Raw genomic sequence first — 26,038 nt, forward strand, 5'->3', positions numbered from 1 at the left:
GTGGGCGGCGACCGTGACCCACTGCAGTGCGTCACCGTGACTGCCGTCAGTGTGACGGCTCGGGCCCGGCGCGCTTAACGCTTGCGTTAACATGCTGCCCGTGGCTCAATGGGAAGTGGTGCTGGTCGCGGAGGTCGCGGCGTGGTTCGAGACGCTGGCTGTCGATGACTGGAAAAGCGCCGAGCAGGTAGAAGATGCCATTGATCTTCTGGCCGAGGCCGGTCCGACGTTGGGTCGGCCACTGGTGGACCGGATCAAGGGTGCCGAGAACCACCACCTGAAGGAGCTGAGACCGGGGTCGTCGGGAGACAGTGAGATCCGCATTCTGTTTGCCTTCGACCCTGTGCGCCGTGCGGTTCTGTTGGTGGCGGGTGACAAGGCTGGCAACTGGCGGGGCTGGTACGAAGCCAATGTCCCGAAAGCCGAAAAGCGCTACCGGGAACACGTAGCAGATCTCGAGGACAGGGAGTACCAGTGAGTGCAGTCAGCTGGGAGGAGACAAGGCGCAGGGCTCGGGAGCGTCGTGAAGCCGCCGGCCTGCCCGTGCGGACGTCGGCTGAAAAGCGGGAGGCCATGGACCGGCTTGTCGCCGAGGTACGTGCTCACCGCCTCGCCGAGATCCGACAGGAGCAGGCGCTGACCCAGCGTGCCGTCGCCGAGGCCATGGGCGTCTCCGCTCCGCGGGTATCGGCCATCGAGCACGGCGACATCGACCGCGCGGAGTTGGCGACGCTCCGGTCGTACGTCGAGGCCCTCGGCGGGCGTCTGCGCGTGGTCGCGGACTTCGGGGACGCCGAGTTCACGGTCGCCTGACCACTCCGGCACGTGGGCGGCAAAGGCTCTGGACAACACAACGGCCCAGGTTGAGGAAACCATCCCTGACCTGGGCCTTTACCTTTGGAGCGGGCGACGAGAATCGAACTCGCGCTCTGAGCTTGGGAAGCTCATGTTCTACCATTAAACTACGCCCGCGTAGAACGGTGCTCTGCATCGTTCCGGTGCTTCACCTTACCTCATCGGGAGGTCGCGGGGGTATCGCGGAGTGGCGGCGCGGGTGTGTCCCGTGGGTCCCCTAGGGTGGCGGTCGTCGTCGAGCTGGGGAGAGGGAAGCGTTGGAGACCGCTGTCACCGTTGTGCGCTGTGCCGAGGGGCACGAGTTCAGTACCACTCGGTTTCCCATGCAGCAGCTGGGGAGTGAACGGATCGGTCCGGGGCGGCTGTTGAGGTGCCCCCGGTGTGCGCGGCTGCGGAGTGCCGTGCCCGTCAGATCGGTGTCCGGTGGAAGTTCAGGTACGAACGTGACGGTGTAGGGCCGCGCTGGCCCTGGTAGCGGGAGCCGACCCCGGCCGTGCCGTAAGGGCGTTCGGCCGGGGAGGTCAGCCGGAAGAGGCAGAGCTGGCCGATCTTCATGCCGGGCCACAGCTTGATCGGCAGCGTCGCCACGTTGGACAGCTCCAGGGTGACGTGCCCGGAGAACCCCGGGTCGATGAACCCGGCCGTCGAGTGGGTGAGCAGGCCGAGGCGCCCCAGGGAACTCTTCCCCTCCAGGCGGGACGCGAGGTCCTCCGGCAGCGTGATCACCTCGTAGGTGGAGGCGAGCACGAACTCGCCCGGGTGCAGGATGAACGGCTCCTCGCCCGGGGGCTCGATGCTCCGTGTCAGGTCCGGCTGTTCGACCGAGGGGTCGATGTGCGGATACCGGTGGTTCTCGAACACCCGGAAGTAACGGTCGAGGCGGACGTCGATACTGCTCGGCTGGACCATCGACACGTCGAAGGGGTCGATGCGCACGCGGCCGAGGTCGATTTCGGTCCGGATGTCCTTGTCTGACAGAAGCACGGACCCGAGGTTACCGGAGCGTCGCCCTCGGGTCAGATGGTGCCCAGCTTGACGAGCATCAGCAGGGCGAGCAGCTGGACGGCCGAGGCGCCGAGCGCCCGGGGGCGGCTGATCTCGTGGGACGCGCTCACCATCAGCGTGAACAGGACACCGGCGCCGAGCCAGGTCGCCCAGCCGACGATCTGGACCACGGCCGCGCCGCCCCCGAGGAACAGGGCCAGGGCCAGACGCGGTATGTCGGTGAGGCACATGATCAGCATCGCCAGACCTGCGGTGGGCGCCCAGATCCCGTTGCCGCCGAACTGGCGCGCCAGATTGTGGGTGACCGTGCTCAGGACCAGGGCGCCGACGACCATGGCCACGCCGGTGCCGATCAGCGCCGGGGCGACGGTGGAGGCCGTGCTGTCGAGGGCGGTGTCGCGGGCGTCCTCCAGGCCGAGGACGGCGAGCATGCCGTAGAGGAACGTGACGATCAGCGCGGGCGCCCACATCGGGTAGTCGCGCATCCGCATGTACGTCTCCTGCGGACGCAGGACGATGCCCGTCAGCAGCCGCCGCCACGGCAGGGGCGGCTGCGGCGGCGGTTGCGGTGCGGGGTCCGGCCCCGACGGCGGATAGGCGTAGCCATGGTCCGGCGCGGTCGGGTACGGCTGCTGGCCGTACGGCGAGTACTGGTCGTCGGGCTGTCCTGTGTATCCGGCCACGCCTATGAACGTACCGCCTCCGCGGTGGTCTGGTCGCCGGGGAGTGCCTCGGTGCGCACGGATTCGAGGAGAAGCTGCGCGACGTCCACCACGCGCAGGGACTCCTTGGCGGTCTCGGCGCTCTTCTTCCCGTTGACCGAGTCGCTGAGCATGACCAGGCAGAAGGGGCAGGCGGTGGAGATGATGTCCGGGTCGAGGGACAGCGCCTCGTCCACGCGTTCGTCGTTGATGCGCTTGCCGATGCGCTCCTCCATCCACATGCGGGCGCCGCCCGCGCCGCAGCAGAAGCCGCGCTCCTTGTGCCGGTGCATCTCCTCGTTCCGCAGCCCGGGGACCTTGCCGATGATCTCGCGGGGCGGCGTGTAGACCTTGTTGTGACGGCCGAGGTAGCAGGGGTCGTGGTACGTGATCAGGCCCTCGACCGGCGTGACGGGGACGAGCTTCCCCGCGTCGATCAGGTGCTGGAGCAGCTGGGTGTGGTGGATGACCTCGTACGCGCCGCCGAGCTGCGGGTACTCGTTGGCGATGGTGTTGAAGCAGTGCGGGCAGGTGGTGACGATCCGGGTGGCGCCCGCCTCGTCGAGGGCGGCGACGTTCTGCTGGCCGAGCTGCTGGAACAGGAACTCGTTGCCCAGGCGGCGGGCGGAGTCGCCGGTGCACGCCTCGTCGCCGCCCATGATGGCGAACTTCACGCCCGCGATGTGCAGCAGCTCGGCGAACGCCTTGGTCGTCTTCTTCGCGCGGTCCTCCAGCGCGCCCGCGCAGCCGACCCAGTAGAGGTACTCGACGTCGGCGAGCGACTCGACGTCCTGGCCGACGACGGGGACCTCGAACTCGACCTCCTCGGTCCACTCCAGGCGCTTCTTCTTGGCGAGGCCCCAGGGATTGCCCTTGCGCTCCAGGTTCTTCAGCATCGTGCCCGCCTCGCTGGGGAAGGCCGACTCGATCATGACCTGGTAGCGGCGCATGTCCACGATGTGGTCGATGTGCTCGATGTCCACGGGGCACTGCTCGACGCAGGCGCCGCAGGTGGTGCAGGACCACAGGACGTCGGGGTCGATGACGCCCTGCGCCTCCGCGGTGCCGACGAGCGGCAGGTCCGTGGCGCTGGCGGTGGCGGCGGCGGTCTCGGGGGCGGGGGCGCCGGAGTTCGCGGCCAGCAGGTACGGGGCCCTGGCGTGCGCCTGGTCGCGCAGCGACATGACGAGGAGCTTGGGGGACAGGGGCTTCCCGGTGTTCCACGCGGGGCACTGCGACTGGCAGCGCCCGCACTCGGTGCACGTGGAGAAGTCGAGCAGGCCCTTCCAGGAGAAGTGCTCGATCTGCGAGACCCCGAACCGGGTGTCCTCGCCGCCCTCCTCCTCGAAGACCGTCTCGAAGTCGATCGGCCTGCCGCCCGACGTCATGGGCTGGAGCGGGCCGAGGGCCGGGGCGCCGGAGGCGTTGCGCTTGAACCAGATGTTGGGGAAGGCGAGGAAGCGGTGCCACGCGACGCTCATGTCGATCCGCAGGCCGACGGTGATCGCCCACGTCATGGTGGTGGCCAGCTTGATCATCGCGACGAGGTAGACCAGCGTCTGGAGCGTGCCGGTGGACAGGCCGTCGAAGGCGGCGACGAGCGGGTAGCTGACGAAGTACGACGCCTCGTACCCGCCGATGTGGTGCAGCGCCCCCTCCAGGCCGCGCAGCAGCAGGATGCACAGGCCGATGACGAGGATGACGTACTCGACGAAGTACGCCTGCCAGGCCGTGGAGCCCGCGAAGCGGGACTTCCGGCCGGGCCGGGACGGGAGGCTGAGCAGGCGGATCACGATCAGCGTGAGGATGCCGAGCGTCGTACCGGCCGCGATGAACTCGACGTACATCTCGTAGGGCACGAAGCCGCCGAGCACCGGCAGCGTCCAGTCCGCCTCGAACAGCTGGCCGAACGCCTGGACGATGGTGAGGCCGAGCGTCAGGAAGCCGACGGCGACGAACCAGTGCGCCACGCCGACGACGCCCCACCGGTTCATCCGCGTATGGCCCAGGAACTCCTTGGCCAGGGTCAGCGTGCGCCGCCCCGGCGCGTCCGTCCGGGTGCCCGCCGGGACGGGGGCGCCCAGGCGCATCACGCGCACCAGTTGCACGACGGCCCGGCTGATCAACGCGACGGCGACCGCGGTGAGCACCAGTGAGACGACGATCGCGGCGAGTTGCATGAGACGGCTCCTCGGGACGGGTGCGTGGCCCGGCGGGTTGTACCAGGGAGTAACTTATCCCATGGCGCGCCGTCCATGCTGCTCACTTTGGTCTACGTCCTTTCGGGCGAAGGTATCGACAGATCATTCCCAATGTCACAAGGCTTCCGGCGGGACGCGCACGATGGGCCCATGGCGTTCCATATGACGCGGGGTCAGAAAGTCCTCTGGTGGTCCCTGCTGGCGTTCGGCGTGCTGCTCGCGGCGGGCGCGGGCCTGGCGCTGTGGGCCTACCAGAGCCTGGAAGGCAACATCCGCACCGATCACGCCGCCGCCGAGGCGCTGGACCAGGACGCCGCCGAGCGGCCCAGGCCCGCCGAGGGCGAGGCCAGGAACATCATGGTCATCGGCGACGACTGGGGCTCGGGCACCGGCAACGCGCGCTCGGACACCGTGCTGCTCCTGCACCTGTCGGGCGACGGCCGCCGCGCCGAGCTGGTCGGGGTGCCGCGCGACATCGTCGTGGACATCCCGGCCTGCCAGGACGAGGACGGCGGCACCACGCGGGCGCAGCGCGCGCAGTTCAACTGGGCGTACCAGTTCGGCGGCGCGGCCTGCACGATCCGCACGTTCGAGCGGCTGACCGACATCCGCATCGATCACCACCTGGTGATCGGCTTCGACGGCTTCGCCCGCCTCGTGGACACCCTGGGCGGCGTCGAGGTCGAGCTTGAGGAGGCCGAACGTGACCCGAACGTCGGCCACGACCTGCCCGCCGGACGGCACCTGCTCGACGGCGAGCAGGCCCTCGCGTACGTCAGGGCCCGCGTCTACGTGGGCGACGGCAGCGACCTGAACCGGATGGCGCGGCAGCAGGAGTTCCTCGGCCTGGTCTACGACCGGCTCACGGATCAGGGCACACTCACCAACCCGGCGAAGCTCTACCCCGTGCTGTCGGCCGTGACGTCGGCGATCACCGCCGATCCCGGCCTCGACTCGCTGAACGAGCTGCGCGGCCTGCTGACGGACGTGCGCGCGGTGCCGGACGGCGGGCTCACGTTCCACACCGTGCCGACCGTGCCGCACCCCACCCGGCCGAACCGGCTGGCGCTCGACGGGCCCGCCGCGAGCGGCCTCTTCACGGCGCTGCGCGGGGACACGCCGCTGGACTGAGCCGTCCGGCCGAGATGCAGGTCACGCGGGGCCGTGCTGGCATGAGGACATGATCGTGACGATTGTCGGTGCGGGCTCCATGGCCCGAGGCATAGCCACCCGGGCGCTCATCGGGGGGCACGGCGTCCGGCTCGTGGACCATTCGCACGCGAAGGCCGCCGCGCTGGCCGGGGATCTGCGCGAGGAGGTCTCCGGGGGCGAGGTGCAGCCGTCGGACGCCATAGCGGTCGAGGACGCGGACATCGTCGTCCTTGCCCTTCCCTGGCCGGCCGGGCGCGAGGTGGTCGCCGAGTACGGCACCGCCCTGGCGGGCTCGGTCGTGGTGGACATCTGCAATCCGGTGGACTTCGCCACCTTCGACGCCCTGGCCGTGCCGCCGGGGACCTCGGCCGCCGAGGAGATCGCCGCGGAGGCGGCGCCGGGCGTGCCGGTCGTGAAGGCGTTCAACACCACTTTCGCGAGCACGTTGCGGTCGGGCCGGGTGGCCGGTCAGCCGCTCGACGTGCTGATCGCGGGCGACGACGAGGACGCCAAGCGGTCCGTCGCGGAGCTGGCCGCCACGGGTGGCCTGCGACCGCTGGACGTCGGTCCGCTGCGGCGTGCACGTGAGCTGGAGGCATTCCAGTTCCTGCACATGGCGGCGCAGGAACGCCTCGGCCTGAACTGGTCGAGCGCCGTCAAGATCCTGCCCTGACGGGCCGGGTCGGGAGGGCTTCGCATGTGGTCGTGGTCGCGCCGGGCGCTCGTCTGGGCAGCCGTCATACCCCTCGCCCTGCTGGTGACGTGGGACGCCCCGCGTCCGGTGGGCGACACGGAACCGTCACGTCCGCGCGCCGCCGAGCGCGTGCTGCCCGCCGTGCAGCAGCAGGCGCCCGCGCCCGCGGTGATCACGCGGCACAACTGGGGCGCGGACGAGGAGCTGCGCACGGAGGCGGTCACGTACACCGGCGCAGCGCGCGCCGTCTTCGTGCACCACACGAACCACCCGGACGACTACGACTGCGACGACGCCCCGGAGATGCTGAAGTCCATGCAGGCGGACCACGTCACCCGGATGGGGTGGGACGACGTCGGCTACAACTTCGTGGTGGACAAGTGCGGCACCATCTACGAGGGGCGCGGCGGGGGTTACCAGCGCTATGTGATGGGCGCGCACACGACGGGCTTCAACGGGGACAGCGTGGGCGTCGCCGCGCTCGGCGACTTCGTGGGGACGGTGCCCGACGCGCTGATCACCGGTATCGCCCAGGTGGCCGCGTGGAAGCTGCGCCCGGGATCCGACCCGCGCGGGCATGTGCGGATGGTGTCCACCAACGACGCGAGCCGTGTGCCCGAGGGGGAGGAGGCCGATCTGGCGGTGGTCTCGGGACACCGCGACATCGTGGAGACGCACTGCCCGGGCGACGCCCTGTACGCGGAGCTGCCCCGGATCCGGGAGGAGGCGGCCGGGCTCCGGGTCGCGTCCGCCAGGAGACGGTGAACATCCCGGGCCGCGACCGCCTGGGCAGCGCCCCTTCCGGCCCGCTGCCCGGTCTCCCGCTGCCCCGGTGGCTGCGCTACCTGCCGATCGTCCTGCTGGCGGCGGGCGCTGTGGGGCAGGCGCTGGCGCCCAACTGGGTGCAGCTGGTCTTCCTCTTCGCCGCGCTGCCGCCGCTGAGCGGCCTGGTGTACTCCCCGTGGCAGACCGCCGCGCTGGGTGTGGCGGCGCTCGTGCTGATCACATTGCCCGTGACGAGGCCGCCGCACATCAGCGACGGTGACGTGGTGGCGGTGGGGGCGATCGTGCTGTTCAGCGTGCTGGTGTCGTGGATCAGGTCGCGCTACACACGGGACCTGGTGCTGGTGCGTGACGTGGCGGAGGCGGCGCAGCGCGCGGTGCTCCCGCCGCTGCCCGAGCACGTGGGGCCCGTGACGTGCCGTGGCCTGTATCGCCCGGCGCAGGTGGGGACGCTGGTGGGCGGCGACCTGTTCGACGTACGGGAGGGGCCGTACGGGGTGCGCGCGCTGGTGGGGGACGTGCGGGGGCACGGGCTCGCGGCGGTGGGCACGGTGGCGGCCATCCTGGGGGCGTTCCGTGAGGCGGTGCTCGACGAGCCGGAGCTGCAGGGCGTCGCGGCGCGGCTGGACCGGCGGCTGCGCGTGGACGCGGAGAGCGGCCTGGGGCGCGAGGAGAGCGAGGTGGAGGCGGGGACGGAGCTGTTCGCCACGGCGCTGTTGATCGAGTACGCGCCGCAGGGCGGGGAGGTGCGGATCGTGCAGTGCGGGCATCCGCCGCCGCTGCTGGTCAGGGACGGGGAGGTGTGCGAGGTGGACGTCGAGTCGGCGCCGCCCCTGGGACTCGGCTCCGAGGTTCCCACCGGTCCCGCGGTGGCGTCCGTATCCTTGCGGGCGGGCGACGTCCTGTTCGGCTACACGGACGGCGTGACCGAGGCGCGGAACGGCGCGGGCACGTTCTACCCGCTGGAGGACAGGCTGCGCAGGCTGCTGGGCGGGCGGGCCTCGCCGCCCGGCGGGGTGATCGACCTCGTGTGGCGTGATCTCACCGGATTCGCGGACGCGCTCCAGGACGACGTGGCGATGCTCGCGCTGGGTTTCTCGGCCCCCTGGCGGCCCGCCGAGACGGGGCCCGTCCGGACCTGAGCATAAGAAGCGGATAAGAGTTGAGCCGACGCGGCTCAGGTCATTTGACTGACGGTGCCGGCTGAGGCAGTCTTGAGTCAGATCCGCTCAAGCTAACAGCTGGAGGAAACCGAAATGGCACGTGCGGTCGGCATCGACCTGGGCACGACGAACTCTGTCGTCAGTGTGCTCGAAGGCGGTGAGTCCACCGTCATCACCAACGCCGAGGGCGCCAGGACCACGCCGTCCGTCGTCGCCTTCGCGAAGAACGGCGAGGTACTGGTCGGCGAGGTCGCCAAGCGCCAGGCGGTCACGAACGTGGACCGGACCATCCGCTCGGTGAAGCGCCACATCGGCACCGACTGGAAGATCGGGCTCGACGGCAAGGACTTCAACCCGCAGCAGATCAGCGCCTTCATCCTCCAGAAGCTGAAGCGCGACGCGGAGGCCTACCTGGGCGAGAAGGTCACCGACGCGGTGATCACCGTCCCGGCGTACTTCAACGACCACGAGCGCCAGGCCACCAAGGAGGCCGGTGAGATCGCCGGTCTGAACGTCCTGCGCATCGTCAACGAGCCGACGGCCGCCGCCCTCGCCTACGGGCTGGAGAAGGACGACCAGACCATCCTGGTCTTCGACCTCGGCGGTGGCACGTTCGACGTGTCGCTGCTGGAGATCGGCGACGGCGTGGTCGAGGTCAAGGCGACCAACGGCGACAACCACCTCGGTGGTGACGACTGGGACCAGCGCATCGTGGACCACCTGGTCCGCCAGTTCGCGAACGCCCACGGCGTGGACCTGTCCAAGGACAAGATGGCCCTCCAGCGGCTCCGCGAGTCCGCCGAGAAGGCGAAGATCGAGCTGTCCTCGTCCACCGAGACGACGATCAACCTGCCCTACATCACGGCGTCGGCCGAGGGCCCGCTGCACATGGACGAGAAGCTCACCAGGGCGCAGTTCCAGCAGCTGACCGCCGACCTGCTCGAACGCTGCAAGGTCCCGTTCAACAACGTCATCAAGGACGCGCGCATCCAGCTGTCCGAGATCGACCACGTGGTCCTCGTCGGCGGCTCGACGCGTATGCCCGCCGTGGCCGAGCTGGTGCGTGAGCTGACCGGCGGCAAGGACGCCAACAAGGGCGTGAACCCGGACGAGGTCGTCGCCATCGGCGCCACCCTCCAGGCCGGTGTCCTGAAGGGTGAGGTCAAGGACGTCCTGCTCCTCGACGTCACCCCGCTGTCCCTCGGCATCGAGACCAAGGGCGGCATCATGACGAAGCTGATCGAGCGCAACACCACGATCCCGACCAAGCGCTCCGAGATCTTCACCACGGCCGAGGACAACCAGCCGTCGGTCCAGATCCAGGTCTACCAGGGCGAGCGCGAGATCGCCGCCTACAACAAGAAGCTCGGCATGTTCGAGCTGACCGGCCTGCCCCCGGCGCCGCGCGGCGTGCCGCAGATCGAGGTCACCTTCGACATCGACGCGAACGGCATCATGCACGTCTCGGCGAAGGACCTGGGCACCGGCAAGGAGCAGCGGATGACCGTCACCGGCGGCTCCGCGCTGCCGAAGGACGACATCGAGCGCATGATGCGCGACGCCGAGCAGTACGCCGACGAGGACTCGCGCCGCCGTGAGGCCGCCGAGACCCGCAACCAGGCGGAGCAGCTCGTCTACACCACCGAGAACTTCATCAAGGAGAACTCGGAGAAGGTCCCGGCCGACGTCAGGGAAGAGGTCGAGGCGGCCGTCGGCGAGCTGAAGGAGAAGCTCAAGGGCGAGGACACCGCGGCCATCCGCGAGGCGTCGGAGAAGGTCGCGGCGACCAGCCAGAAGCTCGGCCAGGCCCTCTACGCCGACGCGCAGGCGGCGCAGGCCGCCGGTGGCACCGGCACCGAGAGCGCGCCGGGCGGCACCGCGACCGGCCAGGCCGACGACGACGTCGTGGACGCGGAGATCGTGGACGACGACAAGCCGAAGGGCGGTGCCGGCGCGTGACGCAGGACCCCCAGGGCTTCGACAAGGAGCCCGAAGAGGTCCAGGAGGCGGAGGCGGGCGCCGAAGGGCTGCCCGCCGACCCCACCGGGACCGAGGGCGGCGACGCCGCCGCCCCGGCCGGGGAGCCGGAGGCCACCACCCCCGAGCCGGGCGTCCAGGAGCTGAAGGACGTGCCCGGCCTGGCGGAGGCGGCGCTGACCGCGCAGCTCGACCAGGCGCGGACGGCGCTCGCCGAGCGCACCCAGGACCTGCAGCGGCTCCAGGCGGAGTTCCAGAACTACCGCCGCCGGGTCGAGCGGGACCGGGTCGCCGTCAAGGAGGTGGCGGTCGCCAATCTCCTGACGGAGCTGCTGCCGGTGCTCGACGACATCGGCCGCGCCCGGGACCACGGCGAGCTGGTCGGCGGCTTCAAGCAGGTCGCCGAGTCGCTTGAGGTCGTCGCGGCCAAAATGGGCCTCGCGCAGTTCGGCAAGGAGGGCGAGCCCTTCGACCCGATGATCCACGAGGCGCTGATGCACAGCTACTCGCCGGACGTCACGGAGACGACCTGCGTGCAGGTCCTCCAGCCTGGGTATCGCATCGGCGAACGCACCATCAGGCCGGCCCGCGTGGGCGTGGCCGAGCCGCAGCCGGGGAAGCCCGCCGAGGCGCAGGACGAGAGCACGGTGGAGAAGGACGGTGGCGGTGCCCCGGACGAGGGCTGACGCCACCGGCCCCGGACGGGCACGGAAGGAGGGGCGCCGGGGATGAGCACCAAGGACTTCATCGAGAAGGACTACTACAAGGTCCTCGGCGTCCCCCGGGACGCGACCGAGGCGGAGATCAAGAAGGCGTACCGCAAGCTCGCGCGGGAGAACCACCCGGACGCCAACCGGGGGGACACCGCCTCCGAGGACCGGTTCAAGGACGTCTCCGAGGCGTACGACGTCCTCGGGGACGCCAAGCGCCGCAAGGAGTACGACGAGGCGCGGGCGCTGTTCGGCAGCGGCGGCTTCCGGCCCGGCGGGGCCGGGGGCGGCCCCGGCGGGCAGTTCAACTTCGACCTGAGCGACCTGTTCGGCGGCGCGCAGCCGCCGCCCGGGGGCGGCACCACGGGCGGGGCCGGCGGCTTCGGCGGCGGCATCGGGGACGTCTTCGGCGGCCTGTTCAACCGGGGCACCGGCACGCGTACGGCGCCCCGGCGCGGTCAGGACATCGAGTCCGAGGTGACGCTCAGCTTCACCGAGGCCGTCTCCGGCGCGACGGTGCCGCTGCGGATGTCGTCCAGCGCGGCCTGCAAGGCGTGCCAGGGCACCGGAGACCGCAACGGCACGCCACGGGTGTGCCCCACCTGTGTCGGCACCGGCCAGGTCAGCCGGGGCGGCGGGGGCGGGTTCTCGCTCACCGACCCCTGCGTGGACTGCAAGGGCCGCGGCCTGATCGCGCAGGACCCCTGCGCCGTCTGCCGGGGCAGTGGCCGGGCGACCAGCCAGCGGACCATGCAGGTGCGCATCCCGCCGGGTGTGGACGACGGGCAGCGCATCCGGCTGCGCGGCAAGGGCGCTCCCGGCGAGCACGGCGGGCCGGGCGGCGATCTCTACGTGATCGTCCACGTGGACGAGCATCCGGTCTTCGGCCGCCGTGGCGACAATCTGACCATCACGGTGCCGGTGACCTTTCCGGAGGCCGCGCTCGGTGGTGAGATCAAGGTGCCGACGCTCGGCGGCCCCCCGGTCACCTTGAAGCTGCCGCCCGGCACACCCCCGGGCCGCACGATGCGCGCGCGCGGCAAGGGGGCCGTGCGCAAGGACGGCACCCGGGGCGACCTGCTGGTCACCGTCGAGGTGGCCGTGCCGCGCGAGGTGGGGGACGACGCCAGGAAGGCGCTGGACGAGTACCGCACCGCCATGGCGGGGGAGGACCCTCGGGCAGGGCTGTTCGAGGCCGCGAAGGGAGAGTGACGAGATGGACGGCCGGCACGGACAGAGCGGCAATCCCTACGAACTGACCGAAGACACCCCGGTGTACGTCATCTCCGTCGCCGCACAGCTCTCGGGACTCCACCCGCAGACGCTGCGGCAGTACGACCGGCTCGGCCTGGTCTCGCCCGACCGGGCGGCCGGGCGCGGGCGGCGCTACTCGGCCCGGGACATCCAGCTGCTGCGCCAGGTGCAGCGGCTGTCCCAGGACGAGGGCATCAACCTGGCCGGGATCAAACGGATCATCGAGCTGGAGAACCAGGTCGCCGCGCTCCAGGCGAAGGTGGTGGAGCTCCAGCAGGCGGTGGAGGGCGCGGCGCTCGCCATGCGGCAGGCCGAGGCCCAGGTGCACGCCTCGTACCGGCGCGACCTCGTGCCGTACCAGGACGTGCGCCAGTCCGCCGCGATCGTCGTCTGGCGCCCCGACAGGGGGCGTTGACCGGCGCCGACGCCCGCTGACCGCGTCGGGTCCGCCCGCGCGCGTCAGCGGGCGGAGGCGTCCGGCGTCCAGTGCGCGCGCACGTCGGCCCAGTCCTCGACACTGTCCGGGTCGCCGCGCCAGTGGCCGAGCGTACGGGCGGCGGTGGCCGTGTCGCGGACCCAGGCCGTCGCGTCCGGCAGCCAGCCCGCCAGGACGGTCCAGCCGTCCTCGACGGGCAGCGCCAGGCCGAAGGCGGCGAGGCACGCGCCGACGGTGACGTGCACGCCGTCGTAGTGCGCGGCGAGCGCTTCCCAGTCCGGCAGGTACCAGGGGCCTTCGCGGCCGGTCCAGGCGCGCCACTCGCCGTCGTGCGTGCCGGTGACGTCGCGCGGGAAGCGGGCGACGAGCGCCTGCCAGTCGGCGGGGCCCCGGATCTCGGCGACCCGCGCGGCGGGGTCGATCTCCAGGCGGTCCACCCGCACCTTCGTCCCGGCGGCCGGGACGCCGCTGTCCACGTAGCGGACGAACTCGATGCTCGGCACGTCCGCGCGGCCCCCGGTCGTCCAGGTCCCGTGCGCGAAATCCGGCGCCGACCACCAGAAGGCGCCGATGCGGTGGCCGGGGGGCGGGCGGTGGGGCAGGCGCGCCAGGTGCTGCGCGCGGGCCTCGGCCATGGAACGCCGTACGGCCGCCCCGATCCCGCCCCGCGGCGCGGACCCGGGCCCCGACCCGGTGGCGACGAGGCGCCGCTGGTCGCCGCGTGCCACCGGGGACCACCAGGTCTCGGCGGCGGGCGACGCGGCCAGCGCGGCGGCGAGGGGCCGCAACTCCTCGGCGGCCAGCGCGCTCAGGCTCCACAGCTCGGGATCGCCGCTCCGGAAGCCGAACAGGAAGGAGACGTCGGCCAGTTTCAACAGACCGTTTTCTTCGTCCAGTTCACTCAGCCGGTGCCAGGCGCCGCGGGCGACACGTTCGCGGAGCACGGCGCGCACCTCTTCCGCCGGTACGTCCCGGGCGCGCCGCCCCTCCAGGGGCATGATCTCCCGGAACGTGTTGTCGAGCATGTCGTACGCCAGCCGCCCGGTGCCCGGCGCCCTGCTCAGCCCCAGCGCGGCGAACAGGGTCTCCGCCGCGGAGTCCTCACCGGCCCAGTCCTCGTCGGGACTGTCCAGGAAGGTGAGGAGCAGGTGCCGTCCCAACGGCCCTCCGAGGAGCAGCCGTTCCCGTTCGGCGTGGTCGGGCGGAGTGGCGTCTGCCGGGGGCACGTCCATGGTGGTCATCGTACGAACGCAGGTGCGGTACCGCGACAAGAATGACATGGCGTCCACGGGCGTTCCCGTGCGGGAACGGTCATGCCCGGTGCCCGTGCCGGACCGCCCGGTGCGTCCACAGGCGTGACGACGGCGGGTTGTTCTCGCCGCCCTCGCCCGTCCTCCGCCCCGTCGCGCGTTCGCCGATTCGCGGACGGGAACACAGCACACTTCAGAAACGGTCGGCGTGGTCCACCGGTGGTACGGCGCTCCGCCGCCCGGCCCGCGCCAACGCCGCGCCGAGCGGCGGGAGCAGGACGCACGCGGCGACCGTCGCGTACAGCCACCCCGCCAGGATGTCGCTCGGCCAGTGCACACCGAGGTAGACGCGGCTGACGCCGACCGCCACCGCCCACACCGCCGGGACGCCGTACGCCACCGCGCGCGGCAGGTGGCGCGCCAGCAGCACCGCGACGCCGATGGCGACCATGCCGGACGTCGCCGCGTGCCCCGAGGGCATCGACGGGTTGTTGACATGGATCAGCCAGTCGGCGACCGGCGGGCGCGGGCGGTCGAACGTCGTGACGATCAGCAGCCGTACGAGCTGGCCCACCGCGAGCGCCCCCACGCCCGCCACCGCGCCGAGCCACCACGTGCGCGGCACGTACAGCGCGCCCACGACGGCCGCGATCACCAGCGGGGGCACGCCGCTTCCCGTGCTGGTGATGAAGCGGAAGGCGTCGTTCCAGCCGCCGGTGCGCCGCTCAAGCGCCTCGTCGTGCAGCGTGTCGTCCACGGGGAACGGCGCCCCGTCCCGCAGCGCGACCGCGAACATCAGGGCGGCCAGCAGCGCGGCGGCCACGGCGGCGATGGTGACGCGGTGTGATCGGGTCATGCTCGGCAAGCCTAGGCGAGCGATCGGGGTGCGGGAAGAGCCGGAAGGACGCCGGTCGAAAAAGGTAAAGGAACGGTCAGGTCCGCAGGTAGGAGGCACCGTTCACGTCAAGCACCGCGCCGGACGACCAGACCGCCCCCGGCGACGCCAGGTAGCGGACCGCCGCCGCGACCTCCTCGGCCGCCGCCACCCGCCCGAACGGGCTCTGCGCCCGGATCGCCTCGCCCTCCGCGCCGCTCAGCCGCCCGGCGACCCGTTCCGTGCGCACGAATCCGGGCGCCACCGAGGCGACGCCGATCCCGTGCGGCGCCAGCGAGACGGCGAGCGACTGCCCCAGCGCGTGCAGCGCGGCCTTGCTCGCGCCGTACGCCGGGTGGTCCGGCTCGCCGCGGAAGGCGCCGCGCGAGCCGACGTTCACGATCCGCCCGCCCACGCCGCGGTCGATCATGTCGCGCGCGGCGCAGTAGGAGGCGTGCGCGGCGCCGAGCAGGTTGACGTCCACCGTCCGCCGCCAGGCCGCGACCCAGTCGTCCCAGCCGGTGTCGGGCAGCGGGTGCGCGATCATGGCGGCGGCGTTGTTGACCAGCACGTCGATGCCGCCGAGCGCCCCGGCCGCGTCCGCGACGAGGCGGCGTACGGCCTCGGGGTCCGTCAGGTCGGCGGCCAGCACGGTGTGGCCCGCGCCCGGGAGCGACGCGGCGGTCTCCTCGGCGTCGGCGCGGCGCGTCCCGCAGTGCACGGCGACGCGGTCGCCGTCCGCCGCGAAGGCCGCCGCGATCGCACGGCCGATGCCCCGGGAGGCGCCGGTGACCAGCACGCCCCTGCCCCCGCCGTCCGCCGTGCCGCTCATCGGGCGAACACCTGCGCCTCGTCCGTGAACGCCTTGAACTCCAGCGCGTTGCCCGCCGGGTCGAGGAAGAACATCGTCCACTGCTCGGCCGGTTCCCCGGCGAAGCGCAGCACCGGCTCGATGACGAACGCCGTGCCCGCGTCGCGCAGCCGCGCCGAGAACGCGTGGAAGTCGGCGACGTCGAGCAGCAGCCCGAAGTGCGGTACGGGCACGCGGTGTTCGCCGACCGATCCGTGCCCCGCCGGGCCGCGCGGCGGGCCCGGCACCACGTGCGTCACGACCTGGTGGCCGCGCAGGTCCCAGTCCACCCAGGTGCCGGTGGAGCGTCCCTCGGGCAGCCCCAGCACCCCGCCGTAGAACTCCCGCGCCCGCGCGAGGTCGTCCACGGGGATCGCGAGATGGAAGCCGGGCCTGGTGCCGCTTGTCATACGTATGCCTCTCGTCGGTCGTGCCGTTGCCCCCCCGGGCGTTCCTATCACCACGCCCGGGGGGACGGCACGCGCCCTCAGCGGCGCGACGACCAGCGCAGCTCCACGTCGGCCGCCCGCACGTACGCGACCCGGTGCCCGAGCTGGATCTGGTAGTAGTCCTCGCCACGCACCACCTGGTGCCCGGCCGGGTCGAACGTCACGGCCCGGTAGTACTCGCCCGGCGTCCGCAGCCCGACGACGTACGCCTGGTCGGCGGGGACGCTGTACGACAGCGGGCTCACCGCCTGCACCGGCACGCCCGGCGGGTAGGCGGCGGCCTCCGGGTAGGCGCGGCCGTACACCGGGATCGTCGTCGCGCCGTCCTTGCCGGTGACGACCCAGCCCTGCGCGTCGTACGACGTCCGCTCGCGCGCCGGGTCGTGGAACCACGCCTTGGCGCCGAGGTACCAGATCGCCGTCCAGTCGCCCCGGCGCTCGGCCACGGCGAACTGCTGCCCGGCCGTCGCCCGCGCGCCGATGTCGTTGACGCCGGTGGACGACGCGCCGCCGCCCGGGTGCGTGCCGGGGTCGGCGACGAGCGGGGCGTCCGCGCGCGGCTCGGTGTGCAGCCGTACGGCGGCCGAGCCGTGCGGCGCGCACGTGCTGCCGGTGCCCGTGCAGCCGGTGAACTCGGGGCTGTGCTCGTCGTAGTCGGGCGCGATCGTGACGATGCCGCCGCGCGGGCCCGCCGTCGGGTGGAAGGGGGCGCCGAGCAGCGCGAAGTAGTGCGACCAGTCCCAGTACGGGCCGGGGTCGGTGTGCATGCCGGGGATGCCGGTCGTGGTGGTGCCCTGCACGTTGTCGTGGCCGAGGATGTGCTGCCGGTCGAGCGGGATGTCGTACGTGCGGGCCAGGTACCGCACGAGGCGGGCGGACGTGCGGTACATCGCCTCCGTGTACCAGGCGTCGGGGTCGGTGAGGAAGCCCTCGTGCTCCAGGCCGATCGACTTGGCGTTCACGAACCAGTTGCCCGCGTGCCAGCCGACGTCCTTCGTGGCGAGGTGCTGGGCGATGTGGCCGTCGGAGGAGCGCAGGCTGTAGTGCCAGGAGACGTACGTCGGGTCCTGTACGAGGTCGAGCGTCGTCTCCCAGGTGGCCTCGGTGTCGTGGATGACGATGTACTCGATCTCCTGGGACGTCTCGCGGTCGGCGAGGTCGTGGTTGCCGTAGTCGCCGCCGCCCAGGTCCTCGTAGGGCGCGGGCAGCCATGCGCAGGAGACGGTGCGGGGGCACTCGACGTTCGGGTCGCGGGGCGCGTGCGGCAGGCCGAGGGCGTCGGCGGTGGCGGTGTCGGGGGCGACGTCCTGGGGGGTGAGGACGACGCGCTGGCCGCTGTCCGTGACGCGCTCCTCGCCCGTCGCGATGACGTCGTACACGTCGTCGGCGAAGACCTCGGCGGCGTCCTGCGTGTCGGCGCCCGCGTAGGCGGCCACCGCGCCGTACCAGGCGGCGGGGTCGTCGCCGGGCGCGGCGCCGAGGTCGCGCTGCGCGGCGGCGAGGAGGGCGGCGCCGCCCTCGATGTTGGCGGCGGCGCTGGTGCGCAGCTCGTCGGGGGACAGGCCGGTCAGTTCGGCGGCGCGCTCCAGGGTGCCGTCGCCTGTGGTGTGCGCGGCGGTGGTGGTGGGCGCCGCGTCGGCGGTCGCGGCCGGGGTGAGCGGCCTGGACGTGTCGCCGCGCGGGTCCTCGGTGCCGTCCGCGTGGTGCCCGGCGTGCCCGGTGTGGGCGGCGGATTCGGCGAGCGCGGTCGGCACGTCGGTCAGGTGCATGGGCCCGTAGCCCCCGGAGACGCTGGCCGCGCCGCCGTGGGCGTCCCAGCGTGACTGGAGGTAGGAGACGCCGAGCAGCACGCTCTCGGGCACGTCCCAGCGGTGCGCGGCGGCGCTGAACGCGGCCTGGAGCGCGGTGTCGTCCGACGCGGCTCCTGCGGGTGGTCCCGCGGCCAGCAGGGGGACGGCCAGGGCCGCCGCGGTGGCGGCGCCCAGGACGCGGTAGGGGCGGACGGGTCCTCGCAAGGCGGCCTCCGTGGGTCGGTTCGCCGGATACGTGCGGTACGACGGGACGGCATGAGCATGCTGATCGTGAACGGACGGGACGTCAATGGACCCGTGATACACCGGCGTTGCACGTCACGGGTGGTGCGTCACGGTTTCCCGCGGCCGTGTCCGCCGCCTGCGGCCCGGCACAGGTATGGACCGGTGGCCCCCCGCCGCGCTTTGCCCGATCTTTACCCGCGGCACCGGGATGACCGGCCGTCAACGCGTGCGGCCCCACCACTCGTTCAGCGGACCGTCGCTGGACAGGGACGCAGGGTGATCACAGGGTGTCGGTATGAACCACGGTGTCGCGGTGAAGTCCACGCTCCTGCTGATAGTGACCTCGGCCGTCCTCGGCCTGACGTCGCCGCCCGCGCTCGCCGGTGCCGCGCCCTGGGCGGACGGCCCGGTCGGGACGGTCGGCAAGCTCGTCTGGGACGCGGGCGGCGGGCGGCTCGGCATGTGCTCCGGCTCGGTCGTGGACGCGCCGAACGGCAGCGTCGTCGCGACGGCCGCGCACTGCGTCCGCACCCGCGAGACCCCCGACCCGCCCGCCGAGGTGTGGTTCGTGCCGGGCTACGACCACGGGAAGGACAGCTACCGCGAGGACGGTTGGCGCGTCACCGGCTTCCACACCCCCGAGGGCTGGGACATCTCCCGGGACACGACCGAGATCCTGCACCACGACTACGCCTTCCTCACCCTCGCGGAGCGGGACGGCGTGACCGTGCAGGAGGCGCACGGCGCCAACCGCCTCGTGGTCGAACCGGTGCCGCAGGACCGCGACGTCGCCGTCCTCGGCTACCCGGCGATCGAGCCGTACGACGGCGAGTCGCTGCACTACTGCGCCGGGCCGACCGACGTGCTCGACGCGGCGGAGGCGGACGAGGCCAACGTCGGCGGGCTCCTGCTGGAGGACTGCGACCTCACGGCCGGGTCGAGCGGCGGCCCGTGGCTCCAGGACTTCGACGCGGAGACGGGCGGCGGCGCGCTCGTCGCGGTGATGTCGGTGGGCAGCGGCGAGGGCCAGGTGGTGGGCCGCCCGTTCCCGGCAGAGGCGGCGGACCTGCTGGCGGCGGCGTCGGAGTGACGCCGCCGCGTCAGGCCACGGGCCGCCCGGACGGGAAGCGGACGTTCGTCAGCTCCTCGGAGACGGCCCACAGGCGGGCGCGCGTCTCCTCGTCCAGCGCGCGGCGCGGCGCCCTGACCTCGGCCGCGCCGCCGGTCAGCTCGCCGAAGCCCGACGGGCCGTAGTAGGCGCCGCCCTTGGCGTCCGGGCTGGTCGCGGCGTACAGCGCGGGCAGGACGCCCGCGGGCACCTGCTGCCACATGAACGGGACGCGGTAGCTCAGCCGGGAGAGCCGGGTGGACAGCCCGGCCCGCCATCCACCGCCCATGCTCGGGCCGCTGACCTGGAGATTCGTGACGGTGCCGCCCGGGTGCGCGCTGTTGCTGCGGATGCCCCAGCCGCCCTCGGCGGCGCGGTGGTCCAGCTCCCGCGCGAACATCAGGTTGGCCAGCTTGGACGTGCCGTACGCCCGCTGGCTGCGGTAGCGGCGCTCGCTCTGGAGGTTGGCGAAGTCGATCCTGCCCCAGCGGCTGGTGAGGCTGGACATGGTCGTCACGTGGGCGCCGCCCGCGGCCCGCAGCAGCGGCAGCAGGTGGGCGGTGAGGGCGAAGTGGCCCAGGTAGTTGCTGCCGAACTGGAGCTCGAAGCCGTCCTCGGTGGTCCGGTGCTCGGGCGGCGTCATGACGCCCGCGTTGTTGAGCAGGACGTGCACGGGCCGCCCCTCGTCGCGCAGCCGCTCGCCCAGCGCGGCGACGGACGTGAGCGAGGACAGGTCGAGGCGGCGCTGCGACAGCGTGGCGCCCGGGTGCTCGGCGGCGAGCCTGGCCATGGCGTCGGCGCCCTTGCGCTCGTCGCGCACGGCGAGGATCACCTCGGCACCCGCGCCGAGGAGGCGGCCGGTCAGGCCGTAGCCCAGGCCGCTGTTGGCGCCGGTGACGACGGCGAGCTTTCCGGTGAGGTCGGGGACGGTGACGTCGAGCGCGGTGCGTGCCATGGCGGGTCCTCGGGGTGGTCGGGGGCGGGGGAGCCGGCCCGGCCAAGGTAACGGGCCAGTGGTCTTTTATCAACGGACCACCGGTCTGCTAGCGTGTCGCGACGTGGCAGGGGACAGCGGCTTCCAGCGCGCCAGGCGCCCGGAGCAGGTGCGCGCGCGGCGGGAGGCGATCGTCCGCACGGCGCGCGACATGCTCGCGGACCGCCCGCTCGCCGACATCAGCCTCAACGAGCTGAGCGCCCGCGTGGGGCTCGCCAAGTCCAACGTGCTGCGGTACTTCGACAGCCGCGAGGCCGTGTTCCTCGAAGTGCTCGACCGCTCCTGGGGCGCGTGGCTGGACGAGCTGGAGACGGCCGCCGCCCCGGCCGCCGGGCGTGACGGGCGCTTCGCCGCCGAGACGCGCACGGCTGGGCGCGTCGCCGCCTCGCTCGTGGCGCGGCCCGAGCTGTGCGAGCTGATCAGCGGCATGGCCGGGGTGCTGGAGCGCAACATCTCCGTGGACTTCGCGCGCCACTTCAAGCAGCGGGCCGCCGCGCACACGGAGCGGCTGGCGCGGCTGGTCCGCCGCGAGGTGCCCGTGCTGGACGACGCGGGCGCGGCGCACTTCGCGGGCGCGGTGTTCGTGGTGGTCGCGGGGCTGTGGCCCTACGCCAGGCCGACCGAGGCGATCGCCCGGGTCTCCGCCGAGATGGGCGCCCCGCCTGCGTGGGACGCGTTCGTGGCCGGGCTCGCCGAGGGGCTGGTCAACCAGCTCGTCGGGCTCACGGCGCGGGCGGCGCCCCCGCCCGGCGGTCAAGGCTCGCGCGGCGCCTTCTCGCCGTAGGTGGCGGTGTACTCGGCGGCCAGCCAGGGCCCGAGGTCGTCGATGAGCATGCGCAGGACCGCCGGGTCGGCGGACGGCGTACGGCCGACGGCGGCGGCCTCCCGCATCTGCGCGGCGCGGTCGGGGTGGTGGCGGGCGAAGAGTTCGGCGGAGAGCGCGAGGTCGCTCGTCCAGCCGCCCCAGCGGGGCATGACCAGCGTGAAGCCGGTGCGGACGACGCGGCGCCCGACGCCCCGGCTCAGGGCACGCCGGTCGGCGTCCGTCACGGCCTCGGCGGCGCGTGCGCGCCAGCGCGGCAGGGCGAGGGCGAGGTCGCCGTTCGTCTCGCGGGCGAGCAGGGGCGTGGGGCGGTAGCGGGGCAGGTCGCGGGCCAGGTCGGGGCCGAGCAGCGGCGTGCACAGGCAGGCGACGAAGAAGCCGAGGTCGTGGCGCTCCAGCTCGCTGAGGGCCGTGGCCACGTCCACCGTGAGCAGGCCCGCGCCGTTGATCTCGGGGTGCGCGCCGTCGAGGGCGGCCTCGACCGCCGAGGCGGCGGCGCGGTCGGCGTCGGTCGGCGGTTCGCGCAGGACGGCCAGCAGGTCGAGGTCGGAGACGCCGGGGACGGCCGTGCCGCGCGGGACGCTGCCGTAGAGGTACGCGCTGTGCAGGCGCGCGCCGAACGTGCTGGTGAGCTGCTCGCGTGCCGCCCGCACGACCTGGGCGAACGCCGCCGGGACCTGTCGCAGGGAGCCTTCGCGGGCGATCGTGCCGTCGGGCCGCAGACCTCGCTCGTCCATGGAATCCACCCTGCTGCGCGGCGCGGCGGCGCCGCCACCTGATTCCCGGCCCGGCGGGCGTCGTCGGAGCCGTTGTCAGACCCGTGTGCGAGAGTCCGGGCATGCTGGAGATCGTGGTGGAGACGGAGAACGCGGAACGGCACGTCCGTCCGACCGCCGGTGAACTCGCCGGGCTGATACGGCGGATCGGCGGCGCCGGTGACCGGTTCCTGATCGTCCAGCTGATACCCGACCTGCCCGACGTCTTCCTCCAGGTCTGGCACGAGGCGGGGGGCGCCTGGACGCTTGAGCACCGCGACGGCGGCCACGGTCGGCACTTCGGCACGGCGCCCGCCGGGCCCGAGGACGTGCTCGCGGCGATGACCGGCTGGGCGCGCCGGGAGGACGGGTGGGACGCGGGCCACGCGTGGTCGCCCGTGGACACGGGGCCCGCCGTCGAGGTGCCGCCGCTCGCCCTCGACCCGTCCGACCGCGCGGCGCTGGAGGAACACCTCGGCGAGGTGCTGGCCGCCGGGTACGCCACCCGCGCCGAGCTGGCCGAGACCGCCGAGGAGTACCTCGTCATCGAGGACCACCGGCCGGTGTCGCGGGCGCAGGCGTGGGCGCTGGCCGACCGGATGTGGCTTGCGCGTGTCGGCGAACAGGTGGCGTGGCGGGGCGAGACCGACCCGGAGCGGCTGACCCGCGCGTTCACCGCCCTGGAGGCGGCGGGTCTCACGGCCCGTGAGAGCTTCACCTGCTGCCGTTCCTGCGGCCGGTCGGAGATAGCCGACGCGGGCAGGCCCGACGCCCGCGGCTTCGTCTACTTCCCCTCCCAGGCCGCCGAGTCGGCCGCGGCCGGGCACGGGCTGGCGCTCTACTACGGTGGCTTCGACGGCTCGTCGGCGACGACCACCGCCGTCGGCCGTGAGGTCGTGGCCGCGCTCGCGGCGGCCGGGCTGTGCGCCGAGTGGAGCGGGGACCCGGACCAGGCCATCACCGTCACGCCCCTGGACTGGCGCCGCCGCCTGATCGGCTAGGCCACCCCGCCCCGCCTCACCGGCGTCCGCCACGCGGCCGGCCCGGCGTTCCTGCCTGCCCTGGGGACGGCGGCCCGCCGCGTCCGTACCCGACCGGTGACCTCCCGTGCGCTGAACCCGCCCACGGGCCCGGCGGCATGCCCGCGTGCCCGTACGTCCTGCGGAGCGTCACGCCCGGCGGCGCGGCCGTCCCGCGTGTCGTGCGTGCCGGGAAGTGGCCTCCGGCTTGTTGAGTGGAATAGACTCAACTTATCGCACGTTGGATCTGGCAGGCCAGGACCGGCCGTCCGGCCCGCCCCGTATCCGCCCACGGATTCTCTCCACGGAGGAGTACCGCCTCGTGAACGCCGAGCTGACCAACAGGAGCCGGGAAGCGATCAGCGCGGCCAATGACCGCGCGCTGACCGAGGGACACCCCGACATCACCCCGGCCCATCTGCTGCTCGCCCTGCTCACCGGCCGCGACAACGAGAACATCCAGGACCTCCTGGCCGGTGTCGAGGCCGACCAGGCCGCGCTGCGCTCCGGAGCCGAACGGCTCCTCGGCGCCCTGCCCAGCGTGCAGGGCGCCTCCGTCGCCAAGCCGCAGCCGAACCGCGAACTGCTCGCCGTCCTGGCCGACGCCGCGCAGCGCGCCCAGGAGCTGGGCGACGCGTACATCTCCACCGAGCACCTGCTCATGGGCCTCGCCGCCAAGGGCGGCAGGACCGGCGAGCTGATGACGGAGCAGGGCGCCACCGGCAGGAAGCTGCTCGACACCTTCCAGGCCGGGCGCGGCGGGCAGCGCGTCACCAGCCCCGACCCGGAGGGCACGTACAAGGCGCTGGAGAAGTTCGGCACCGACTTCACGCAGGCCGCCCGCGACGGCAGGCTCGACCCGGTCATCGGCCGCGACCACGAGATCCGGCGCGTCGTGCAGGTCCTGTCCCGGCGCACCAAGAACAACCCGGTCCTCATCGGCGAGCCGGGCGTCGGCAAGACCGCCGTCGTCGAGGGGCTGGCCCAGCGCATCGTGAAGGGCGACGTCCCCGAGTCGCTGAAGAACAAGCGCCTCGTCTCCCTCGACCTCGGCGCGATGCTGGCGGGCGCGAAGTACCGGGGCGAGTTCGAGGAGCGGCTGAAGTCCGTCCTCAACGAGATCAGGGACAGCGACGGCCACGTCATCACGTTCATCGACGAGCTGCACACCGTCGTCGGCGCGGGCGCCGGGGGCGACTCCGCCATGGACGCGGGCAACATGCTGAAGCCGATGCTCGCGCGCGGCGAGCTGCGCCTCGTCGGCGCCACGACGCTGGACGAGTACCGCGAACGCGTCGAGAAGGACGCCGCGCTGGAACGCCGCTTCCAGCAGGTGCTGGTGGCCGAGCCGACCGTCGAGGACAGCATCGCCATCCTCCGCGGCCTCAAGGGACGCTACGAGGCGCACCACAAGGTGCAGATCGCCGACTCCGCCCTCGTCGCCGCCGCGACCCTCTCCGACCGCTACATCACCTCCCGCTTCCTGCCCGACAAGGCCATCGACCTGGTGGACGAGGCCGCGTCCCGGCTGCGGATGGAGATCGACTCCTCGCCCGTCGAGATCGACGAACTCCAGCGCGCCGTGGACCGGTTGCGCATGGAGGAACTCGCCCTCACCAGCGAGTCGGACGCCTCCTCCCGCGAGCGCCTGGAGCGGCTGCGCCGCGAACTGGCCGACCGCGAGGAGGAGTTGCGCGGCCTCACCGCCCGGTGGGAGAAGGAGAAGGAGGGCCTGAACCGCGTCGGCGAGCTGAAGGAGCGCCTGGACGAGACGCGTGGCCTCGCCGAACGCGCCCAGCGCGACGGCGACTTCGAGGCCGCCTCCAAGCTGCTCTACGGCGAGATCCCCGCCCTGGAACGCGAGCTGGCCGCCGCGTCCACCGAGGCCGAGGCGGAGGCCGCCACCGCCAGCATGGTCAAGGAGGAGGTCGGCCCCGACGACATCGCCGACGTCGTCTCCTCCTGGACCGGCATCCCCGCCGGTCGGCTGCTCGCCGGGGAGACCGAGAAGCTGCTCCGCATGGAGGACGAGCTGGGCCGCCGCCTGATCGGCCAGCCCGAGGCCGTGCGCGCCGTGTCGGACGCCGTGCGCCGCAGCCGCGCCGGGGTCGCCGACCCCGACCGGCCCACCGGCTCGTTCCTCTTCCTCGGCCCGACCGGCGTCGGCAAGACCGAGCTGGCCAAGGCGCTCGCCGACTTCCTCTTCGACGACGAGCGGGCGATCGTCCGCATCGACATGAGCGAGTACGGCGAGAAGCACTCGGTCGCGCGGCTCGTCGGCGCGCCCCCCGGCTACGTGGGGTACGAGGAGGGCGGCCAGCTCACGGAGGCCGTGCGGCGGCGCCCGTACTCCGTCGTCCTGCTGGACGAGGTGGAGAAGGCGCACCACGAGGTGTTCGACGTGCTGCTCCAGGTCCTGGACGACGGGCGGCTCACGGACGGCCAGGGCCGGACGGTGGACTTCCGCAACACGCTGCTGATCCTCACGTCGAACCTCGGCTCCCAGCACCTGATCGACCCGCTGGCCAAGCCGCAGGAGCGGCGCGAGGAGGTCCTCGCGGCGGTGCGCGCGGCGTTCCGTCCCGAGTTCCTGAACCGGCTGGACGAGCTGGTCATCTTCGACCCGCTGTCCGGCGAGGAGCTGAGCCGCATCGCCCGCCTCCAGGTGGGCCTGCTCCAGCGCCGCCTGGCCGACCGCCGCCTCACCCTCGACGTCACCGAGCTGGCCCTGCGCTGGCTGGCCGACGAGGGCCTCGACCCGGCGTACGGCGCCCGGCCGCTGCGCCGCCTGGTGCAGACGGCCATCGGCGACCCGCTGGCCCGCATGATCCTCGCCGGTGAGGCGCGCGACGGGGACACCGTACGGGTGGACGCGAGCCCGGACGGCGGCCTGGTCCTGCTTGCGGCGACCGGGGAGGCGTGAGGGAGTATGGAAAACGCCCGCGCCAC

Annotated in this window: 25 protein-coding genes and 1 tRNA gene; 15 read left to right on the forward strand and 11 right to left on the reverse strand. The window is 72.8% G+C overall.

Features of this window, described 5'->3' with window-relative positions; all coding sequences use genetic code 11:
• The first annotated feature begins 91 nt into the window (after positions 1-91).
• Together IF27_RS03395 and IF27_RS03400 are read left to right on the forward strand one after the other, a co-directional pair.
• Positions 92-478 (forward strand): type II toxin-antitoxin system RelE/ParE family toxin, encoded by a 387-nt coding sequence (locus tag IF27_RS03395; RefSeq protein WP_052847693.1) that lies wholly within the window; start codon positions 92-94, stop codon positions 476-478.
• Between the two features lie 95 nt (positions 479-573).
• Positions 574-813: an XRE family transcriptional regulator gene (locus IF27_RS03400; RefSeq protein WP_420821972.1), complete on the forward strand. Its 240-nt coding sequence runs from the start codon at positions 574-576 to the stop codon at positions 811-813.
• An 85-nt stretch (positions 814-898) separates the two neighbouring features.
• On the opposite strand, the gene IF27_RS03405 is transcribed toward IF27_RS03400, so the two are convergent.
• Positions 899-972: transfer RNA gene (locus IF27_RS03405), tRNA-Gly, on the reverse strand.
• A gap of 140 nt (positions 973-1,112) precedes the next feature.
• Here IF27_RS03405 and IF27_RS31390 point away from each other — a divergent pair.
• Positions 1,113-1,310, forward strand: coding sequence for a hypothetical protein (locus IF27_RS31390; RefSeq protein WP_110945476.1), 198 nt, complete (start codon positions 1,113-1,115; stop codon positions 1,308-1,310).
• Here the strand turns inward: IF27_RS31390 and dcd are convergent.
• From dcd to IF27_RS03420, 3 genes are read right to left on the reverse strand one after another with little or no spacing between them, the layout of a single operon-like run.
• Entirely contained in the window at positions 1,264-1,839 is a 576-nt protein-coding gene (gene dcd, locus IF27_RS03410; RefSeq protein WP_052847695.1) for a dCTP deaminase, read from the reverse strand. The genes IF27_RS31390 and dcd overlap by 47 nt on opposite strands.
• A 32-nt stretch (positions 1,840-1,871) precedes the next feature.
• On the reverse strand, positions 1,872-2,543 hold the full coding sequence (locus IF27_RS03415; protein ID WP_052847696.1) for a Yip1 family protein: 672 nt from the start codon (positions 2,541-2,543) through the stop codon (positions 1,872-1,874).
• A gap of 2 nt (positions 2,544-2,545) precedes the next feature.
• Positions 2,546-4,741 (reverse strand): (Fe-S)-binding protein, encoded by a 2,196-nt coding sequence (locus IF27_RS03420; RefSeq protein ID WP_052847697.1) that lies wholly within the window; start codon positions 4,739-4,741, stop codon positions 2,546-2,548.
• Positions 4,742-4,912: 171 nt separating this feature from the next.
• Here IF27_RS03420 and IF27_RS03425 point away from each other — a divergent pair, with 171 nt between their 5' ends.
• The 8 genes from IF27_RS03425 (at position 4,913) to IF27_RS03460 (ending at position 12,910) form a co-directional block, all read left to right on the forward strand.
• Entirely contained in the window at positions 4,913-5,893 is a 981-nt protein-coding gene (locus IF27_RS03425; protein WP_190232777.1) for an LCP family protein, read from the forward strand.
• 49 nt (positions 5,894-5,942) lie between these two features.
• On the forward strand, positions 5,943-6,587 hold the full coding sequence (locus IF27_RS03430) for an NADPH-dependent F420 reductase (protein WP_052847699.1): 645 nt from the start codon (positions 5,943-5,945) through the stop codon (positions 6,585-6,587).
• A 24-nt stretch (positions 6,588-6,611) separates the two neighbouring features.
• On the forward strand, positions 6,612-7,373 hold the full coding sequence (locus tag IF27_RS03435; protein WP_052847700.1) for a peptidoglycan recognition protein family protein: 762 nt from the start codon (positions 6,612-6,614) through the stop codon (positions 7,371-7,373).
• Positions 7,370-8,533 (forward strand): PP2C family protein-serine/threonine phosphatase, encoded by a 1,164-nt coding sequence (locus IF27_RS03440; protein ID WP_223290894.1) that lies wholly within the window; start codon positions 7,370-7,372, stop codon positions 8,531-8,533. The genes IF27_RS03435 and IF27_RS03440 overlap by 4 nt, the downstream gene beginning before the upstream one ends.
• A 114-nt stretch (positions 8,534-8,647) precedes the next feature.
• Positions 8,648-10,513 carry a molecular chaperone DnaK gene (gene dnaK / locus IF27_RS03445; protein ID WP_052847701.1) on the forward strand — a complete coding sequence of 622 codons (1,866 nt, stop codon included), beginning with the start codon at positions 8,648-8,650 and terminating at the stop codon, positions 10,511-10,513.
• Positions 10,510-11,217 carry a nucleotide exchange factor GrpE gene (gene grpE, locus IF27_RS03450; protein ID WP_052847702.1) on the forward strand — a complete coding sequence of 236 codons (708 nt, stop codon included), beginning with the start codon at positions 10,510-10,512 and terminating at the stop codon, positions 11,215-11,217. The genes dnaK and grpE overlap by 4 nt, the downstream gene beginning before the upstream one ends.
• Before the next feature lie 42 nt (positions 11,218-11,259).
• Positions 11,260-12,453, forward strand: coding sequence for a molecular chaperone DnaJ (gene dnaJ / locus IF27_RS03455; protein WP_052847703.1), 1,194 nt, complete (start codon positions 11,260-11,262; stop codon positions 12,451-12,453).
• A 4-nt stretch (positions 12,454-12,457) separates the two neighbouring features.
• Complete coding sequence (locus IF27_RS03460) at positions 12,458-12,910, forward strand: heat shock protein transcriptional repressor HspR (RefSeq protein WP_052847704.1); 453 nt, start codon at positions 12,458-12,460, stop codon at positions 12,908-12,910.
• A gap of 44 nt (positions 12,911-12,954) precedes the next feature.
• On the opposite strand, the gene IF27_RS03465 is transcribed toward IF27_RS03460, so the two are convergent.
• The 5 genes from IF27_RS03465 to IF27_RS03485 all read right to left on the reverse strand — a co-directional run bounded on the left by IF27_RS03465 (position 12,955) and on the right by IF27_RS03485 (position 18,369).
• Positions 12,955-14,163, reverse strand: a complete 1,209-nt coding sequence (locus IF27_RS03465; protein WP_052847705.1) for a hypothetical protein — start codon at positions 14,161-14,163, stop codon at positions 12,955-12,957.
• 211 nt (positions 14,164-14,374) lie between these two features.
• The gene (locus IF27_RS03470) at positions 14,375-15,037 is read right to left on the reverse strand and encodes a phosphatase PAP2 family protein (protein ID WP_052847706.1); all 663 of its coding nucleotides are present in this window, start codon (positions 15,035-15,037) and stop codon (positions 14,375-14,377) included.
• Between the two features lie 76 nt (positions 15,038-15,113).
• Entirely contained in the window at positions 15,114-15,887 is a 774-nt protein-coding gene (locus tag IF27_RS03475; protein ID WP_052847707.1) for an SDR family NAD(P)-dependent oxidoreductase, read from the reverse strand.
• Positions 15,884-16,315, reverse strand: coding sequence for a VOC family protein (locus tag IF27_RS03480; protein ID WP_052847708.1), 432 nt, complete (start codon positions 16,313-16,315; stop codon positions 15,884-15,886). The genes IF27_RS03475 and IF27_RS03480 overlap by 4 nt, the downstream gene beginning before the upstream one ends.
• Positions 16,316-16,392: 77 nt before the next feature.
• Positions 16,393-18,369 (reverse strand): N-acetylmuramoyl-L-alanine amidase, encoded by a 1,977-nt coding sequence (locus tag IF27_RS03485; protein WP_223290895.1) that lies wholly within the window; start codon positions 18,367-18,369, stop codon positions 16,393-16,395.
• Positions 18,370-18,685: 316 nt separating this feature from the next.
• On the opposite strand from IF27_RS03485, the gene IF27_RS03490 reads away from it, so the two are divergent.
• A complete protein-coding gene (locus IF27_RS03490; RefSeq protein WP_052847709.1) occupies positions 18,686-19,480 on the forward strand; it encodes a trypsin-like serine peptidase in 795 nt (264 codons plus the stop codon).
• A 10-nt stretch (positions 19,481-19,490) separates the two neighbouring features.
• On the opposite strand, the gene IF27_RS03495 is transcribed toward IF27_RS03490, so the two are convergent.
• Positions 19,491-20,453, reverse strand: a complete 963-nt coding sequence (locus tag IF27_RS03495) for an SDR family oxidoreductase (protein ID WP_052847710.1) — start codon at positions 20,451-20,453, stop codon at positions 19,491-19,493.
• Positions 20,454-20,556: 103 nt separating this feature from the next.
• On the opposite strand from IF27_RS03495, the gene IF27_RS03500 reads away from it, so the two are divergent.
• Complete coding sequence (locus IF27_RS03500; RefSeq protein ID WP_052847711.1) at positions 20,557-21,276, forward strand: TetR/AcrR family transcriptional regulator; 720 nt, start codon at positions 20,557-20,559, stop codon at positions 21,274-21,276.
• On the opposite strand, the gene IF27_RS03505 is transcribed toward IF27_RS03500, so the two are convergent.
• Positions 21,246-22,052, reverse strand: a complete 807-nt coding sequence (locus IF27_RS03505) for a nucleotidyltransferase domain-containing protein (RefSeq protein WP_052847712.1) — start codon at positions 22,050-22,052, stop codon at positions 21,246-21,248. The genes IF27_RS03500 and IF27_RS03505 overlap by 31 nt on opposite strands.
• Before the next feature lie 101 nt (positions 22,053-22,153).
• Between IF27_RS03505 and IF27_RS03510 the strand changes: the two genes are divergently transcribed.
• Both IF27_RS03510 and clpB read left to right on the forward strand, forming a co-directional pair.
• Positions 22,154-23,071, forward strand: coding sequence for a DUF6891 domain-containing protein (locus tag IF27_RS03510; RefSeq protein ID WP_052847713.1), 918 nt, complete (start codon positions 22,154-22,156; stop codon positions 23,069-23,071).
• Positions 23,072-23,411: 340 nt separating this feature from the next.
• Positions 23,412-26,012: an ATP-dependent chaperone ClpB gene (gene clpB, locus IF27_RS03515; RefSeq protein WP_052847714.1), complete on the forward strand. Its 2,601-nt coding sequence runs from the start codon at positions 23,412-23,414 to the stop codon at positions 26,010-26,012.
• Positions 26,013-26,038: the final 26 nt, after the last annotated feature.

The organism is Streptomyces avicenniae, assembly GCF_000719135.1.
GTDB lineage: Bacteria > Actinomycetota > Actinomycetes > Streptomycetales > Streptomycetaceae > Streptomyces > Streptomyces avicenniae.